13 protein-coding genes and 1 other RNA gene are annotated in these 17,284 nt (G+C 50.1%); 7 read left to right on the plus strand and 7 right to left on the minus strand.

The genetic code is table 11. The features are described from left to right. Positions 1-2: 2 nt before the first annotated feature. The 3 genes from BDT_RS17525 to BDT_RS17535 are packed head-to-tail and all read right to left on the minus strand — an operon-like array spanning position 3 to position 4,858. Positions 3-2,057: a phospholipase D-like domain-containing protein gene (locus BDT_RS17525; RefSeq protein ID WP_015092580.1), complete on the minus strand. Its 2,055-nt coding sequence runs from the start codon at positions 2,055-2,057 to the stop codon at positions 3-5. Further along, positions 2,054-3,265: a hypothetical protein gene (locus BDT_RS17530; protein WP_015092581.1), complete on the minus strand. Its 1,212-nt coding sequence runs from the start codon at positions 3,263-3,265 to the stop codon at positions 2,054-2,056. The genes BDT_RS17525 and BDT_RS17530 overlap by 4 nt, the downstream gene beginning before the upstream one ends. A gap of 9 nt (positions 3,266-3,274) precedes the next feature. Next, positions 3,275-4,858 (minus strand): YiiX/YebB-like N1pC/P60 family cysteine hydrolase, encoded by a 1,584-nt coding sequence (locus tag BDT_RS17535; RefSeq protein WP_148278885.1) that lies wholly within the window; start codon positions 4,856-4,858, stop codon positions 3,275-3,277. A gap of 236 nt (positions 4,859-5,094) precedes the next feature. Here BDT_RS17535 and BDT_RS17540 point away from each other — a divergent pair, with 236 nt between their 5' ends. From BDT_RS17540 to BDT_RS17565, 6 genes are read left to right on the plus strand one after another with little or no spacing between them, the layout of a single operon-like run. Continuing rightward, on the plus strand, positions 5,095-7,143 hold the full coding sequence (locus BDT_RS17540; RefSeq protein ID WP_015092583.1) for a hypothetical protein: 2,049 nt from the start codon (positions 5,095-5,097) through the stop codon (positions 7,141-7,143). Positions 7,144-7,168: 25 nt separating this feature from the next. Continuing rightward, the gene (locus BDT_RS17545) at positions 7,169-7,738 is read left to right on the plus strand and encodes an outer membrane beta-barrel protein (protein WP_015092584.1); all 570 of its coding nucleotides are present in this window, start codon (positions 7,169-7,171) and stop codon (positions 7,736-7,738) included. Between the two features lie 30 nt (positions 7,739-7,768). Continuing rightward, complete coding sequence (locus BDT_RS17550; RefSeq protein ID WP_015092585.1) at positions 7,769-8,926, plus strand: BamA/TamA family outer membrane protein; 1,158 nt, start codon at positions 7,769-7,771, stop codon at positions 8,924-8,926. A gap of 20 nt (positions 8,927-8,946) precedes the next feature. After that, positions 8,947-9,948, plus strand: a complete 1,002-nt coding sequence (locus BDT_RS17555) for a hypothetical protein (protein ID WP_015092586.1) — start codon at positions 8,947-8,949, stop codon at positions 9,946-9,948. Between the two features lie 9 nt (positions 9,949-9,957). Further along, the gene (locus tag BDT_RS17560; protein ID WP_015092587.1) at positions 9,958-10,677 is read left to right on the plus strand and encodes a DUF481 domain-containing protein; all 720 of its coding nucleotides are present in this window, start codon (positions 9,958-9,960) and stop codon (positions 10,675-10,677) included. A gap of 13 nt (positions 10,678-10,690) precedes the next feature. Then, positions 10,691-11,800: a BamA/TamA family outer membrane protein gene (locus BDT_RS17565; protein ID WP_015092588.1), complete on the plus strand. Its 1,110-nt coding sequence runs from the start codon at positions 10,691-10,693 to the stop codon at positions 11,798-11,800. Position 11,801: 1 nt separating this feature from the next. Here BDT_RS17565 and BDT_RS17570 read toward each other — a convergent pair whose 3' ends face one another. Next, positions 11,802-12,935, minus strand: coding sequence for a hypothetical protein (locus tag BDT_RS17570; RefSeq protein WP_158320250.1), 1,134 nt, complete (start codon positions 12,933-12,935; stop codon positions 11,802-11,804). A gap of 151 nt (positions 12,936-13,086) precedes the next feature. Between BDT_RS17570 and BDT_RS17575 the strand changes: the two genes are divergently transcribed. After that, positions 13,087-13,884 (plus strand): hypothetical protein, encoded by a 798-nt coding sequence (locus BDT_RS17575; protein ID WP_041578060.1) that lies wholly within the window; start codon positions 13,087-13,089, stop codon positions 13,882-13,884. A gap of 76 nt (positions 13,885-13,960) precedes the next feature. Here BDT_RS17575 and BDT_RS17580 read toward each other — a convergent pair whose 3' ends face one another. From BDT_RS17580 to rnpB, 3 genes are all read right to left on the minus strand, one after another. Further along, on the minus strand, positions 13,961-15,325 hold the full coding sequence (locus BDT_RS17580; protein ID WP_015092592.1) for a DUF1214 domain-containing protein: 1,365 nt from the start codon (positions 15,323-15,325) through the stop codon (positions 13,961-13,963). A 104-nt stretch (positions 15,326-15,429) separates the two neighbouring features. Next, complete coding sequence (locus BDT_RS17585) at positions 15,430-16,743, minus strand: alpha/beta fold hydrolase (protein ID WP_015092593.1); 1,314 nt, start codon at positions 16,741-16,743, stop codon at positions 15,430-15,432. 89 nt (positions 16,744-16,832) lie between these two features. Further along, positions 16,833-17,217, minus strand: an RNA gene (gene rnpB / locus BDT_RS19015) — RNase P RNA component class A. Positions 17,218-17,284: the final 67 nt, after the last annotated feature.

Genomic DNA, 17,284 nt, shown 5'->3' on the forward strand with positions numbered 1-17,284 from the left:
TTTTAACGCTTTTCGATGTCGTCTTTGGCTCTTAGCACCGTAGAGCCCAGATCATTGATGATCTTGCTCAGTTCCGGCGACAGGGTTTTTCCCATCACCTGCAGTTGCAAATGCTCGCCCTCATAGAATGGCCCAACCAACTTGTCGTCATTCCAAGCCTGCACGAATTCATCTTCAAAGCCACCGATGACTTTTTGATCAAACAGCTGCGCTCCGAATTCACGGAAGCTGCCTTGCAAAGTGTCCGGATTCAGGTTGGAAGAACCCACCAGCATCACTTTGCCATCCACAGAAGTGATCTTTCTGTGATTTTCCTGGTGATAGCCTTGTGTTTTGCCATTTGGGAATTTCGCTTCGATACCCAGTGTACGACGGGCACGAACTTCAACCCCATGGCGCAGCAGCTGATCCAAGTACAACGTATTTGGCAATCCACCCAGGCTGAAATTGCCATTGTGGTCAGCCAGTATGCGGATCTTCAAACCCGGAACCTGAGCTTTACGCTTCATCAACGCATCGTTGATGTACTTGTCATAAATGAACAGATGCTCCATATAGATGTGGCTTTCAGCCTTCATGATCATATCCACCAGCATATTGCGAGTGTCTTTGATCTTCCCATCCACATTGGCTTCTGCCAGGCGCACGGACTGATTACCCACCGCCGGGAAGCTGGATCTATCAACACGGAACCAGGAAAGAATCTGATCGCGGTTCTTCAGGTAGGCTTCATTGCCGTAACCTTCTTCCTTATAGAAAAACCACTTCTTTTCATTCGGGTCCGTCGTCAAAGCCGCTTCCACGTCATCGTAGTAAGCCGCCTGCACCAGCGCCGCCGCCGGGCCTTTCACGTAAAGAGCATTATCATAGTAATAGCCACCACTGTGATCCGACCAGTTCTTGGAACCAAAGTAAGCCTGAGGCGCGTCCGATTCCGGGTCCACCACAATCACCTTACTGTGATCGATCTTGGATTCGTAATAAGTATTGCGCTTTTCCAGAGCCTTGAACGTCTCTTCCGTTTTAGGCACCAGGTTGGTGATACCAAAAGGGATCCCCGGTGGATGGCGCTGAATATTGGCCTGAAGCAGATACACCGAACCTTTCAGGCCCGGATCCGTCGCCGCGCGATCTTTAATATATTTAAAGATCGGCATCATCTCGTCCTTCATGTTGTAGTTCGTCGCATAGTCATGCAGCATCAACACCTTGAAGTTCGGATTGGCCTTTTTCTTTTCCACCGCCTGATCCAGCAGGAACTTGCTGAGTGTGCCACCCATCGTCCCCCCGAAAAGGAAGATATCAATGAACACGGAATCTTTCGCAGAAAGAATCATGTCACGGATCTTGGCAAACATCGGATCTTTGAAAGACGGATGTCCTTCATCGTCCTTGTGCAAAGGCATCTTCATATAAGGCTGATTGAAATCCAACACCCCGCCGGCAAAGATCACACGGTCATTAAACCACTGGATTCTTTCCGGAGAGATCTCATTATGACTGACCAGCTCAACAATGTTGCCCGGGACAAAACCCCCGGCAGACAACGAGTACGGGTCCATCTGTGGGAAACGCTTCTGCAGATTTTCTGTCAGCTCGCGGCTGGTCAGATTCAAGTTCGTTGCACCCGCCCAGGAATTCATCAAAGAACGGGCTTCATTCTGAGAAGCTTTGTCCTTTATCAGTGGATTGTCAGCATAATCACGCAAGGACTGTAAACGCATCTGCAACCAGTACTGCATCACCTTGGCTTCGTTAGCAGAATTCTTTTTAACAAACTTCCAGTATACCAGTGGCAACAGAATCTTTTCCGGAACCACTGCATCGTTTGTCTTTACAAAGGCACGCGCTTTGGTCTGTTCTGCGGCAGGCAATTTTTTGATTTCCTGAAGCAAAGCCTCCGGACGACGGCAGGCTTCGGCCGCAAACATCATGTCGTGATTATTCTTATAATAGTCCATGGCGGCCAGACGTTCCTTCAGGGACACCTGCGCGGTTTGCGCCATCGCCGTTGAAGCCATCACTACGGAACTCAAAATCATCAGCGTCTTTTTCACAGGACACCTCCGTTCACCAGAGCATCCAGATTCAGGAACTTCTCCATTGAGGACTCACACTTTTTCAAATATTGGATACGGGCGGAATAAAGCGCCTGCGTTTCGTTGGCCGTACTGTCCTGATCGCGCGAGGAATAGTAATTCACAAGCTTCACGCGGGAACGGTCACGGTCGAGCTTTTTCTCTTTCAAATCATAAACGATCTTTTCAAGGTTGAAGCTGATTTCCTCAGTAAAGGATTTCTTACTTTCCACAACGAACTGACCCGTCGGAATGGATTTTCCGGTTTTTTCATATTTATCCGGCATCAGCTCGTTGCGGCCTTCATTGTTTGAAGCCACAAGGCCCGGGAAAACTTCGATGGTTTCTTCCGTCGGGATGATGTTTTTCAAGCTGAAATTCTTGTACAAATCCACGGTGTAGAACAACGGCACACCCGGGCCGGACTTTTTAGCCGACAGCGTGTAACCTTCACAGGACACGGATTTTTGCACTTCGCGGTTCAGGCGATAATAGCGGCGATAACGGGCAAAGCCCTTCACACCGTTCTTTTTAATGCTTGGCAGACCGAATTTAGGGCGGGTATCCAGAATCTCGACATAGAAGGTCACAGTGCCACCGATATAATCGGCCTGGCCTTGAGTGGCCGGGATCAATACCGAGTTATTATAAACAGTGCCGGTGTCCGTGGCTTTTTCAAGTTGTTCCCATTTAGAGCTTAACGCCCCGGTTTCATTAAAGCGCACCAGTTGGTTGCTGTTAAGCTCTGCCGCATAATCGTTTCTTTGGTTCGGCTGTGGCAGGAACGTCAGGTCCACCTGCAAGCCGGTGTTGATGATCTTGTAAACACGCATGGTCTTTACAAAGTTTTCAATCATCGCGTCTTTCAGATTTCCGGCAGCCAGTTTAGCAAGGCCCTGTTCCGGATTTTCCACACCCAGAGTTTCAATGATCGCCTGATTCAGTGCCTTGCGGGCTGTTTCAGACAAATACTTTTGATCACCGTTTGTATGGAACGAGATTTTCATTGGATGACGATAAGGTTTTAGCGGAGAATCGCCTCCGATCAGATCGGCCAGCGCCTGCGTCTGACCATCTGAGATCGTGTATTTCTTTTCACTGGCTGGCTCGCGCATCTCTTTGTGGGTGCAATGCACAGCCATCAGGGCTGCCCAGGCAATCAAAGCGGATTTCATCGTCATCTTCATGATTACTTCCTACAGATTCTGGAATTTTTTGAATTCAGAGTAATGTTGATCGTCGGCTTTCAACAGAAGGCCCAAGGAATAAGGCAGATCCTTGTAAACGCGTTTACCGTCGTAATACATGATCACCGGCTCAAAAGTTCTTTGGTTGCCGATCGCCAGCTGAGCCACGTTGTCCGGGCTGATGGTGTAACGGCGCAAAGTTTCCTCCAAAGGCCATTTCACGTCACCAAAGACCACGTAAGCAATCTCGGAACAAACGATACGCGTGTGCGTGTGAACATCGAAGTTGAAGTCATACTCTTTGCCGATCTGGGCAATCGCCTGCAAAACGGCCTTGCGACGATATTCATCCGTGATGTTGGAACGAGTGTCACGCACCACCAGGAAGTCGTCGATATTCAGGAAGTGCTCCAAAGTGTTCAATTCCACACCCGGACGCAAAGCTTCCACGATGCGGTGACCAGCACGGATTTTCGCCTGAATTTTGGCTGGGATCTGATCCCAAACCTGCAGCTCTTTCAATTGCTCTTCGGTTCCCAACCAGATGGCCACGTGACCATAGTGGCCCGGGATCATCTTGTCAGTCAGACGGAATGGAGTTTTCTCCATCAGAATGTCCAAAGGTTTCATTTCCCCAATCAGGTTGGCTTTTTCAGATTCAGACATGTTGTAAAGAAAACCTTTACGGGTTTCCACCAGGCCGACCATGTTACCAAAGCCCATGCTCACACCGTAAGACACCGCACGAACACCGCGCTTACCACGCAAAGTCAGGCGATTCCACAAATTGGCAATGGCGTCTTTGAAGCCTGTACCCGTCTTGTCGTTTTTAACAGCCAGATACCAGATACTGGATTGAGTCAGAGTATAAAGCTGAGCTTCTTCCGGACTGGTTTTTTCACCATTAGCGCGACGCCAAGCCATCACAGAGTCGATGAACTTGATGGCGTCCTCGATCTGATCACGACGGTGTGTGGAGGAATAGGAATCGGCAATTGCCTGCAATGCACGCTTCTGAGGAACATCATAATTCAGAACATAGCGCAAAGAATCGTTGTCATTGAATGGCTGGATCGCCACCAGATAGTTGTCCATCAAAAGCAACGCTGAAGCCAAAGCCATCTGCATGCGGAAGATCTGCTTTTCACCTTGCGCGTCTTTTGGATCCACATTCAAAACATTATAAGTTTCGTACGTGTCCTTACGAACATGGCGATCTTTCTTTTCAGTCCTGGTGCCTTTGTAAGGGGCAAGCTTCACCTGATTTTTGCCAGAGAAGTATTCACCTTCAGCAATCGCCAGATCCAAGAGTTTTTTGCGTGTTTCCAGGTACTTCGCACCCATATCACGAACCCATTCACCCTCAGAACGGCTTAAAGACACATCACCCGTCTGGCCCAGCTTCTTTTCATCAGCAAAGCGCAAGGCTGTTGCGCGGAAATCCAAAGCTTCCGCCATCAAAACCTGCAGGTCATAATATTGAGGATCTACATAATAGGTAGCCGCTGGCGTTCTTTCCGTAGAAGATTTGAACGAAGAACAAGCGCCAACAAATGCTGTGAGTGCACACAACAGAACAATAGCGAAACGCATGGGTTTTCCCTCCATACGATCAGATTATCTGAGCTGGGCTAACTTCTCGCTTTAAACATGTTTAGCGACAGTAAATCTGGTCCAGAGGCCCAGTGCGAAAGGATACCGATATTCATGTCGCTGGACCAGGTAACAAAGGTGAGTTGGTAAACCTAGACCACTGTAATTTCCGCGACTGAATTGTCCACGCTCTTTCGATTGATAAACTTTGATTTATCAATCAGAGGAGACATCCCATGAAGTCCTGGACCGCGGCCCTTCTTGTTCTGGCTCTTTCACCTTTGGCTTTGGCCCAAACCAAACCCACAAAGACTCGAGTGTGGCCCCAAGAACTTAAGATAACCGGCAATCAAACCGTCGAATTGTACCAACCCCAAGTTGAATCGCTCGCCCAAAACGACATCAAGGCACGGGCCGCGTTTAAACTGACCCGCGACGGCAAGGACTATTACGGCAGCTGTAAAATAGAAGCCAAAGCCGAAATCAACAAAGAATCCGACCTTGTTGAATTAAGCCGGATCCGTATCAAGAACCTTCAGGCACCCACCGCGAATATCACCAACAACGACTTGCAAACCGAAATCGAAAAGCAACTGGATGGGAAAACCGTGTCCTTTTCTTACAGAGCTTTGGTCGATAACCTTTCGCTGGCTGCCGGTTCCCACATCAAACAACCCGATCTGCACAATGCACCGCCTGACTTCGTATTTGCATCGGAACCCTCGATCTTGATTATGATCTCTGGCGAACCACAATGGACTGATTCATCCGGCGCCAAGGAAGTGAAACGTATCCTGAATTCCAGTGCGCTTTTCCTGCATCAAAAGGATTCAAAGGACTTCTATCTTTGGGCCCTGGGAAAATGGTTCCAATCTGCCGACCTTAAAGGTCCCTGGCAGGTGTCGAAATCCGGTCCGACATCAAAATTTGTGATGATTAAGGATAAACTGGTCAAAGATAAAAAAATTGATCCGCTGGAGGGTAAAGGCCCTGACGGTAAACCTTTGTACCAGCCCGGAGTCACTCCAAAAATCATCGTCGCAACAAAACCCACCGAACTTTTGCAATCCACCGGTGAACCCAAGTATTCGGCAGTCGAGGGCACGGCTTTGCTTTATATGTCGAATTCGCCCAATTCCATCTTCATAGATTCCAAAGATCAGAATTACTATACTCTTGTATCCGGGCGATGGTTCCGTTCTGCCAGCCTTCAGGGAACGTGGAGCTATGTCAGCGGCAAACAACTGCCAAAAGACTTTGCAAAGATCCCGGTGAAAAGCCCCGTGGCCGAGGTGCTGGTCTCTGTTCCCGGCACCCCTCAGGCAAAAGAAGCAGTTGTTGTCAGCCAGATTCCCCAGACCGCACAAGTAAAAAGAGACCTTAAACCCAAAGACATATCCTGTGACGGCAAGGTAAAGTGGCAATCCATCCCGGGAACTAATTTGAAGTTCGCGCAAAACTGCAACAGTCCGCTGATTGAAGTCACTGCGGAATCATTCTATCTGGTTCAGGATGGCGTGTGGTTCACGGCGACCTCGGCAAAAGGCCCTTGGCAAGTGGCTTTGGCAGTCCCGGAAGAAATCTATAAAATTCCCGCATCATCCCCGCTTTACTATGTCACTTATGTTCACGTCTATGGCTCCACATCAGACATGGTCACAGTGGGATATACGCCGGGCTATCACGGAACCTTTGTATCTGCCGATGGCACAATCGTTTATGGAACCGGCTACAACTATGACTCTTACACCTCAGGCAATCAGTGGTATCCCGCCCCAAGCACATATGGCTTTGGTGTCGGCTATGGCTGGGGCTATGAGGCCGGATTCTTTATGGGGTTTTCAATGGGTTCGCTGATGTATCCCTGGGGTTGGGGATACTGCTGCTACGGCCCCACCTTTGTTAACATCAATATCAACAACACCTACACCAACTGGGGTCGCCACACCGTCATCTCTGGACCGGCTGGCCACGGAATCACCACCAACACCATAGGACAAACAAAATTCATCCGCGGCAACGACAGTTCCAACATCTATGCCACACATGATGGTCAGGTCTATCGCCGCACGGATTCCGGCTGGCAAAAAAATATCGGCCCGGGATCCTGGGAAAATGTCGATCGCAAGAACACCGCGGATCTGGATCACATGCACGGTTCCCGGGATATCAACCGAGATGTGGCCCGACCACCCACAGGACGTGACTTTTCAGGGCGCCCCCAACTGCAAGGAGGAGGAGGCTTCCGCGCAGGTGGTTTCCATGGCGGTGGTTTCCGCAGATAAATAAAATAATAAAAAGGAGTGCACCATGAATATGAAAAGGATTTTCTGCTATCTGGCTTTGACTCTGTTTGCTTCCAACTCGATGGCGGCCATGGACTGGGGTATTGAACTGGGTGCCCGTCAACAGGCGGGCGATGTGGGTGGCTTGAATTTTTCGGCCAACTCCCAGGTCGGATTCCAGGGCGGTGTCTTTGTCCATGTGCCGATGGAACAGGGCCCGGTTCATTTCCGCACGGGTCTTTTATACACCCAAAGACCGCTGCAATCGGAAAGTGATATCACCGGGCAAACCATTGACTATCACCTGGATTATCTGGATATCCCCGTGGATATTCTGATCAAGTCCGGTGAAAACTTTGGTATGTACATGGGCTTTCATACCAGCATCAACATTTCCAAATCCTGTTCCGGCAATGATTCCTGCCAGGTGCAGGATGTGGACACGCCAACTTTTCCGATTATCTTTGGTGTGCTGTTTAAAGCCACGCCTAAGTTCGGATTCAATTTCTATATCGACGGTGCGAATGGTGCCATGGCCAAGGGTCTTGGCAACTATAAAGCCGTGGGTCTTAATCTGACCTATTCGATGGACTGATTCCTTATGATCAGCAGAATCGGATTCGCTATGCTGACGATTCTTTTTTCCTGTTCGGTGCGGGGACAAGAGCCTGCCACCGAACAGGAACCCGCTATTCAATGGAATGAAAGTTCAGATCTGCTGGACGACGAAAAAGCACTGCCGGTGAACGCTGCCCAGCCCACACCTTTCACCGCCATTCATAAAAAGGACAAAAACGAATTCGTCATCGCTCCGATTCCATTTCTGAATCCCAGTCAGGGCTGGGGTCTGGCGCTGGTGGGACAATACATCTTCACATTGAAAGACGATGAAAGCCCGCCGTCCATTGTCGGGGGCGGGGCGTTTTACACCGAAAAGCATTCCTATGGCGGAGGCCTGGCCTATTCAGGAAAGCTTGCAAACGATCAGTGGCGCGTGGGCCTGGCCGTGGGCAAGGCCACAGTTTTCTATGACTTTTACGGCATTGGCTATGACCAGAATAAAGAGGACATTTCCATTCCTCTGAAACAACAGGTCGAATTTGCCGGACTGAGATTAATGAAACAGGTCACAAACAAATTGTTTCTGGGTTTAGAGCTGATTGGCGCCGAAATTACCACCAACATCGAAACCGAAAGCATTCCCGGAAACCTTACCAACGAAATCGTTGCCAAGACCGATTTCGTTGCCCCCAACCTGAAAGCCGAGCGCGACACCCGCAATGACAGCTTTTACCCCACGCAAGGATCGCTGTTTGATCTGCAGGCCGAATTTCACAGCGAGGAACTTCACGACAACACGACTTACCAAACATATAAAATTTCATGGAACCAGTATTTGGATCTGGCACCTTTTTCCGTACTGGCCTATCGCCTGATGGCCCGCTTTGCCTATGGGGATGTCCCCTTTTACAGTCTGAGTATGTTCGGTCAGGGCGGTGACCTGCGGGGATATGAAACCGGCAAATACCGTGACAAAATGATGTGGGCGGCACAAACCGAATATCGTTATCGCTTTACCGACCGCTGGGGCGGTGTCGCCTTTGCCGGCGCCGGACAACTTGCACCCAAAGTTTCCGAATTTGACGGCGCGGCTTTTCTAGGCAGCGGTGGACTGGGTTTGCGATTTCGCCTTGCTCAGAAAAACCCGGTCGACTTCCGTTTTGACACGGCCTATGGCGACCAAAAAATCAGTTATTACTTCAGTGTCGGACAATCATTTTAGTAAACTTCCGGAGGCTTGACGTGAATTACATCATCTGGATCATGGCCATTGCATCACTTCTGATCTGCGTTCGCAGTCAGGCAGAACCGCCAACCGAAGAAAGTCCGCGCGTTCTGGAGCCCGGCAACACCATTCAGGGGAAACCCTATCCTGCCTATCACCCCGACAACAACCGTGAAAAAACCTGGGACCATGCGCTGCCTTTTTTAGGCCAACGGGTTATCGACAAAGGCTTCAGCCTGCCTTTGCCTTACGGGGTCAGTCTGATCTTCTTTCATCAAAACCAGGGGTTCAGCATTGAATCCATGGAAGTCGCATTTCGACCGGATGTTCCTTATAAAAATATCGATTTCATCGACTTTTCAGGATCAAAAGTCGACAACACCAGCTGGCAAACCAAATTGGATGCGTGGATCTTTCCTTTTTTGAATGCCTTTGTCACTTTGGGTTCCGTCAAAGGAACCGGAACAGTTCCCATTTCAATTGCCAAAGCAGACCTGTATGACTTTTTCACCCCGAACCTTTGTTCTGGCGGGTCTCCGCCCGCCTTTTGTGAAGGTTATTTTTCAGCGACCGCACCCATTGACTATAACGGCTTCAACTATGGCGTGGGTCTTTTACTGGCTGGTGGATATCAGGACTGGTTCTTTGCAGCCCCCATGACCTATGTCATCACCAACGTGAACGTTTCCGATGATGACATCACAGCGTTCAGCTTTATCCCGCGGGTTGGTTACAACTATCGCACACCCCGCAGTGGCAAATTCGGTTTCTATGTCGGCGCAAATTATCTGAATACGAAAGTGAATCTGACCGGCCACTATTCACTGCCCTTGGCCGGGGATCCGAACGTGGGAGAAGACGTGACCGTCCGCTATCGTATGAGCCAGCAGCCTTTGGACAAATGGAATGCCCTGGCCGGAGTCAACTGGGAGCTCAGCGCTGAATGGTCCGCAGTTCTGGAGCTGGGCTTTTCAGACAACAAAGAGAATCAGACCCTGAACGTCAACTATCGCTTTTAAGGAAATAAAATGCTGATTCTTTTTCTGGCCATCGCTTCTTTGTTTGGCGCATCTTCGAAAGACACTCTGCATACGCCCAGTCCTTTTCATGTGACACTGGAAATGAGCCTGCTGGAAATGCGCGGGGGCAGTGATTCGGATTCTTACGCCGCCAGCCTTGATGCCGGCTACGACCTGGATGCAGGAAAGATCTCATTGTACGGACATTTTCTGCGCACCAAAGACAATGGCATCGAAAATAACAGAAACTGGCTGGGTGGTTTTCGTCTGGAAAGAAATTTGAACCTGACTGAAACCCGGGGCTATTATTTTCACCAGATGGAATCTGATCCCTATGCTGGCATCATTCAACGTGACAGTGACGAAGTCGGCGTTCAGCAAAGACTTGTCGAAAACGGACAAAACCTGTGGCTGGTGGAAGCCGGAATTCGGTATATGAAGGTCAATCCCTTGAATACATCCAACCGCTTTCAGACCGCCGCGCGTCTGCATTCCTTTTACCAAAGAAAACTGACAGCCCGGCTGAGCGCCGAAGTCTGGGCCGAATATATTCCCAATTTTACTGATGCAGGAATGGATCTTGCCAATGCCGAGATCGGATTGGGTTCGTCTTTAAGTCCGCAGCTTTTTGTAAAGCTGGGTTATCTTTTGCAGTACCAGCGCCAGCCTTTTGCCAGTCTTGAAAACACGAGTTCCCTGACAACCTTGAATCTTATTGCCAGCTACTAGACGGAGGACAGAAATGAAAAAAAACCTGCTCTTCATTGCCGCGACGCTGATTGTTTTCGCCGGGCCCCGCTCCTGGGGAAATGTGTTCGTTGATCCCGAGGACGGCTATCTGGATGCCAGCCGTTGGCTGCTGGAACACAGTGGATTTTTGCCGGTGCCGATTATCATCACTGAACCAGCCGTGGGTTTTGGCGGTGGGCTGGCTTTGATTTTCATGGATAAAAGTTCCGAAGCCGCACGACCGGGTCATTTTGCTCCGCCCACGATCAAAGGGGTTGCCGCTTTTGCCACAGACAACGGCAGCGCCGGGGGCGCTGGCTTCTATGTGCGAAACTGGGACAAAGACCGCTGGAGATACATGGGCGCGCTTGGCACGGCCGGAATGAATTTGAACTTTTATGGTTCCGGAGGATTTCCAGGATCGGAAGACTTAAAAATGGAATACAGTCTGGATGGTTTTTTTCTGTTGCAGGATCTGCGTCACCGACTTGGTGAAAGCAACTGGTTTCTGGGCGCGCGCTACATGTATTCAGATCTGAAAGCGACCTTTGAAGGCGGCAACCTGCCTTTGCCCGAAACCGAAAATCGCAATGGGGGCTTGGCGGTTCTGATCAATTACGACAGTCGCGACAACACCCTGTCGCCTTTGACCGGCCTGCAGGGCGAGCTGCGCTATTACATGTTTTCGGAAAATCTGGGTGGAAATCTGAACTATAACCTTTCTGCGGCCGACATTCAGGGATTTTGGAAGTGGAACGAAAACTGGGGCGGGGCCGCCCGTCTGTTGACCCGATGGACTGACGGCAGCGCCCCTTTCTATGCAAAGCCCTATATCGATCTGCGTGGTATTGCAAAACAACGTTATCAGGGTGACGTCGCCGGATCTGCAGAACTGGAACTGCGCTGGCGCCCTCAACCACGGTGGCAGTACAGTGTCTTTGGCGGCGGGGGCAAAGCCAGCACCGACACAGACCTTTTTGAAAGTTCAGAATCCGCTGGGACTTATGGCGCAGGTCTGCGCTATTTAATGGCCCGGCTGGTGGGCTTTCAGATGGGATTTGATGTCGCCCGCGGACCAGAGGAAACTGTCTTCTATATCCAGGCCGGATCAGCCTGGTTCTAATTCAGTATTCGATATACGACGAAAACAGAAAGCCCAGTGTGCTTGACGACAAACCACCATCGCGAGAATCGGTGGTGTATTTATAAAATCCACCCACGCTTCCATCATAGTTGCGGTTTTTAAATCCCAATCCCCCGGTTAATAAATAAAAATTCTGAGCCCCCACCTCGGTCAGCGAAAGACCACTTAAAATATCCGCCCGGGGCAATACCGGCGCCTGCCATCCCATGGAAATATTTTTTGAAACCGTCGGATCTGCACGCCCCGCCATCTGGCGATAACCGGAATAAGGCGCATAGGAAAGATCCATCAAAAGCCGGTGTCCGCCAATATTCCACACCTGCCCAAAAGTAAAACCCAACAAAGACTCAGAGGCTGGAGTGTACCTGGAAAAATCCTCGCGCGGGCGTGTGTCCCCGGTGCTGAATTCGTTGATGTACTGATCCCCTTCCGAATAAACATTCAGGGCTTTCCACTGTGCACTGATACCAAACGAATAAGTCCCATGAACCTGCCACATATATCCCGGCGTCAACACCAGCGATGTCTGTTGTTCAACGTTTCGTTGCGTGCGCACGGTGGATGATCCGGAAGAAAGCGACTGGCGCAGAACAAGGCCGTCCAGCTCCCGATAGACAATATTGATACCCACGCCCCAGCTCTGTTCCGCGTTGATCAGTCCGGCATAGGCAATCCCAGCCACTGCGGACTGGCGTTGCAGTTCAGAAGTGTCGATGATTTCTGATCCACTATCGCCAGAGGTTGAGCGCAGGTAATCCTGAATATTGCCGGGGTCGGAATAAAAGACTCCCATCCGCAAACCTGCTTCAATCGGAAATATGGCCGTCCCCAGCAAAGTCTCGGACTTCAGCTGCCCGGTTTCGCGGGTCAAAGTCGTTCCCGAAAATTCCTGATAACTAACAGCAGATCCGGAAAGGGACAAAGCCGGGTGATCCGTGAAGTAAGCTATGCCGGCCGGATTAAAAAGCACAGCTCCTGGTGACTGCGCCAGTCCCGCCCCGGTATTTCCCAAAAAAGCCTCGCGGTGACCAACCGGTGAAAGAAACAAAGAGGCCTCGGCCCCGCCAGTCACAAGGAATATTAGAAGCAATATCCAGCCTGCTGATTTCATCACATTTATTTTATGACACTCATCACGACACAAGAACTCTTAAGGGCGAATTACACAGAATAAAGGAATTTTGTTTTTTCCTGTCTTTCTTCACTTCAGTATCTTGATCCTGTCAGTCAGGGAATAATGAACCTTCATGCTTGATGGAGGATCCATGAATTTCAGATTCAGAAATGTTCTTACTGCTCTGGCATTCGCAACGACAGCCTGGAACGCAAATGCAGAAGTGTCATCCGATGACATGAACAAATCCAACAATCCCCTGACTCCGATGGTCGCTTTGAATCTGCATGACTATATAACCTCATCCATCTTTGGCACGGATGAAACTTCCAACAGCTTCAATCTGCGCGGGGCTTTACCCCATTTGCTGGGCGGAATGCCGCAGCTTGCCCGCATGACCGTACCCTATCAGACGATGCCGGGACCCGACGGCGATCAGGTTTCGGGCCTGGGTGACATCAATCTTTTTGATATCTTTCTGGTAAAGGGTATTGAAAGTGTCGAATTTGGTGTTGGGCCCTATTTTGTTTTCCCCACGGCAAGCGAAGATGAAACCGGAGCAGGCAAATGGCAAGTCGGCGCCTCCGTCATGGCGATGAGTCCACACCCTTGGGGGCTTTTAGGAGGTCTGCTGACGTATCAACATGACGTCGCCGGCGACGAGGACCGTCCGACCCAGAACATCGCCACTTTGCAGCCGTTTGTGATCTATAATCTTCCGTCATCTGTTTACCTGCGCTCTACCGGGATTTGGTACTTCAACTGGGAAACCGGCGACTATTACATCCCCATCGGCCTGGGCATCGGCAAAGTGTGGAAGCTTGAAAGCGGCACCACCATGAATCTGTTCGCCGAACCCCAGTGGACCGTCGCTCACGAAGGCGTTGGAGTTCCGAACTATCAGACTTTTGTGGGTCTGAATCTCCAGTTCCCCATCACCAGACATTAAAAACGAACGTGGATCTTTAGGAATGAAGATTCTGTGAGTTGAAAGTCCGCCCTCAGAATGAAGGCGGACTTTCTTTTTATTTCAAACTGCCACTGCGATCTGATTTCGCCAGTGAACCGCTGGCTTTCACCAGAGGTGGCGGAAAGTATTTTCCATTTTCAAGATCCGCAGAAGGACCATAGAAACGCATGGTCAGGTGATAGTTTTTACCGGCGGGTGTCGGCAACCAGTTGCTTTGCGGATAACCCGACGGCAGCTTGTTCGCAAAGACCACGGTCAGCGACCCATCGGCGTTGGTCTTCAGACCGGACTGATTATTCAGGTTGTAGCGTTTCAAAGAATTCGGGACCACCTGGAACTTTTCACCATCCACCACAATGACGGACCAGAAATAGCGCACCAATGACTGCGGCTGACGATCTTTAGGGAAGGTCATCGTATATACATTTGTCCCATTCAGATCAGCTCCCTGCCCGTCAGTGTTGGTTTTATAATAGACAGCCTCTTTACTGTTATTGGCCCAGATCCCACCCAGATTCACCGATGAACGGGCACGATAATCTGAACCATAGTTACCCACGGTGGTCGGATGATGCCAACCATTGCCCGCGGTTCCCAGTTTCAAAAACTGCGCACCAAAATCAGGAATCGCCCGCGTGCGAATCAGCTCGTTCAGACGGGTTCTTTCAGACCCCTTGGCGGCGCTTTGAATGCCCCGCACTTTGGCCTGCATTTCTTCCATTCCGGGATTGATATCCGCTTCACTGGCCAGAACAGCCGAGGCATTGTCAAAAGCGGTAATTCCCGGCAGATTTTTATTGGTGAAAATCTGAATCGCAACGGGCTTGGCAATGACAGGTGTGCCGGTTGAATACAGTTTGATTTGCTTTTGCAAAGCCACCGCCTGCGACGGGTCGGCCCCCAGCTCGATTCGCGCCAGAATTCGCGACTTCGCACTTGGCAAGATCACTTTTTGGACATCAGGACCCAACGCCACTGTACTGTCTTTCAAACAATAGGCAAATTTCCCTGAAGCATGACGCGGAAAAGTTCTTTCATTCACGTTCGATGTGGTTTCGCCCCAGCCATTCAAAGTCTGAATGGTATAATAGCGGCCCGTGATCTTAGGAACTTCCAGCATGGTGCAGGAATTTTTATCAAGCCCCACCCACGCCTCACTGTATGCCACATCCAGATTGGGATTGGCCCATTTCACTCCGCCGACAGAACGATGTATGATTTTATTCCAGCGAAAACCTTCATCCCGGAAATCCAGGTGCTCCTGGCGCAGAACCAGCAGACGACCCAAATAGTAAGCGTAGGCATCCACCACGTCCTTGTCACTGATGCGTTCGGTTTTTTCAGCGGCCCCCGCTGCAGAACCCGCCAGCAGCAAAACCGTCATCACGGAAGCAACAACACCCTTTGACCACTGCCACATAAAGACCTCCTTGTCTTTTAAGGAACGATCTTTATGTTAGCCCTGACTAAACATGAAATCAGATTCATTCAAAGGCTGGTGCCGACAAACATTCAGCCCCGACTTCAGTTGGAGGTGTAAGCCCAGAAATGTCCGGTGTTCTTTTTCATTTCAGAATAAAGAACCTTGGGAATTGGCAGACCTTTCACGGCGTAATCAAAGATCTGCAACTGATGTGGATTTTCGTACAGGATCAATTCCAGATTGGGATTGTGGCCACCACGAACTAAAATCGCCATCTGCTTGAAGCCCACTGGAACTTTTTTATAATGACGAACACCTTCCGGTGCCGCGGTTGCCCCATCATCAGATCCCTGGAAGTAAGTGACCGGAACTTTCACCGGATAATTTTCCGCTCGATAAATTCTGTCACCCTTGGCGCGAAGGCGCGCACACTGTTTGATCGAATCCGTATCCACCTTGCGCACCAGCTGACCCTTGATGAATGAATCCTCGATGCTAAGCTCGGGTGCCGCCATTCCCAGCTCCTGACAGGAAATCATCATGTAAGCGATGTCGTTGGATGCAAACAGAACATGCGGAGTATATGTGATGGGCTCATAGCTTTTGCGAACTTCAGTAAGAAATTCTTTAAACACTTTGTCGTCAGTTAAAAGCTCCAGACGCTCTTTCAGTTTTTTCACGCCGTCATTGTACATCAACTGCGTGCGCGCCTGACGTGACATCCAGGTGTCCGGGATGCCATGAACTGTCGACACACTTTCAAGCCTTGCCATCAGGGACTGCGACAAAGAGTTCAGCATCTTCTGCACCAGCTTGCGGCGATGAGGCGCATCCCACAACTGAAGGCCGCCATCATAGACGACACCTTCCAAAATGGCAGCACGGGTGTTTTGCGGAAACAGTGATGCATACATCGTCGCCGGAACTGTGCCGTAAGAAATTCCGTACACGGTCCACTGATTGATCATCAAATGCTGACGAACCACTTCGGCGTCACGCGCGACATTTTCAGAGGAATAATAAGACGGATCCAGAAACATCGCGCGGGTGTCCGGGCGCGAACAGCCAATCCCCCGGTGCTCCATGATCAAAACATTGTAAGGCATCGGGTTGCGGAACAAGCCCCAATGCGAGGTTTGCCCGGGTCCGCCGGTGAAATAGATCATGGTTTCTTTGCTGACATCAAACCCACGGTGGAAATAAGAGTAAACCTCGGTCATGCCCCGTTCCGGGCGGGAATAGTCCACCGGGACGCGGACATAGAATCCTTTTTCGTGGGCGATCAAAGAAGCATAGGTTTTCTGACAAAGGGATTTGCCTGATTCATAAGTCGATTCAGAGGGAATATTCAAAGAAATTTGGGCCTGCGAAGCCACGCCCGCAGCCATGATCAGAACAAACAACAGTGTTTTCATGAGCGGGAATTTAGCCCAAAGAGATATCCTAAGGGCACGAAAACTCTCAAGTTTTGCAAAACTTGCAGAGTCGTCGAAAAAGAAGGCGGGATCTCGGTTTTGCTATAAGCCGGATTCTGTCCAAACTACCAGGTCCCATAATTTGCCCCGATAATCGTGGATGATCATTCCTCTGGGAGTGGCATTACTGACACCCTCAAGCGATCTTACCCGGTGACTACGGGCTGGCCGCCCTACTAGTGTCACCCTATTTGATCTTGCTCCGCGCAGAGTTTGGCTGTTTTCACTCCAGCAGCTCCCCAGACCCTCCCGTTCCCGGTGTCTGGCTCAATGCCCTGGACATTCTCTCTGTTCCACTGTTCCTTACATTACTGTAGAGGGGCGTTACCCCTTGCGCTGCCATATGGAGTCCGGACTTTCCTCTCTAATTTCAGGAATTTAGAGTATTATTAGAGCAATCATCCGCAAAACCGTGGGGATTTCTAACACCGTCCGGCATTTCGTGCAAGAAGGTTTTCTTAATCCCGGTTTTATTTTACTT

It is taken from the genome of Bdellovibrio bacteriovorus str. Tiberius (assembly GCF_000317895.1).
Lineage (GTDB): Bacteria > Bdellovibrionota > Bdellovibrionia > Bdellovibrionales > Bdellovibrionaceae > Bdellovibrio > Bdellovibrio bacteriovorus_F.

Coding starts and splice junctions, on each gene's coding strand:
- BDT_RS17530 (WP_015092581.1), bottom strand. CDS start 3,265: ATGAAGATGACGATGAAATCCGCTTTGATTGCCTGGGCAGCCCTGATG.
- BDT_RS17535 (WP_148278885.1), bottom strand. CDS start 4,858: ATGCGTTTCGCTATTGTTCTGTTGTGTGCACTCACAGCATTTGTTGGC.
- BDT_RS17540 (WP_015092583.1), top strand. CDS start 5,095: ATGAAGTCCTGGACCGCGGCCCTTCTTGTTCTGGCTCTTTCACCTTTG.
- BDT_RS17545 (WP_015092584.1), top strand. CDS start 7,169: ATGAATATGAAAAGGATTTTCTGCTATCTGGCTTTGACTCTGTTTGCT.
- BDT_RS17550 (WP_015092585.1), top strand. CDS start 7,769: ATGCTGACGATTCTTTTTTCCTGTTCGGTGCGGGGACAAGAGCCTGCC.
- BDT_RS17560 (WP_015092587.1), top strand. CDS start 9,958: ATGCTGATTCTTTTTCTGGCCATCGCTTCTTTGTTTGGCGCATCTTCG.
- BDT_RS17565 (WP_015092588.1), top strand. CDS start 10,691: ATGAAAAAAAACCTGCTCTTCATTGCCGCGACGCTGATTGTTTTCGCC.
- BDT_RS17575 (WP_041578060.1), top strand. CDS start 13,087: ATGAATTTCAGATTCAGAAATGTTCTTACTGCTCTGGCATTCGCAACG.
- BDT_RS17580 (WP_015092592.1), bottom strand. CDS start 15,325: ATGTGGCAGTGGTCAAAGGGTGTTGTTGCTTCCGTGATGACGGTTTTG.
- BDT_RS17585 (WP_015092593.1), bottom strand. CDS start 16,743: ATGAAAACACTGTTGTTTGTTCTGATCATGGCTGCGGGCGTGGCTTCG.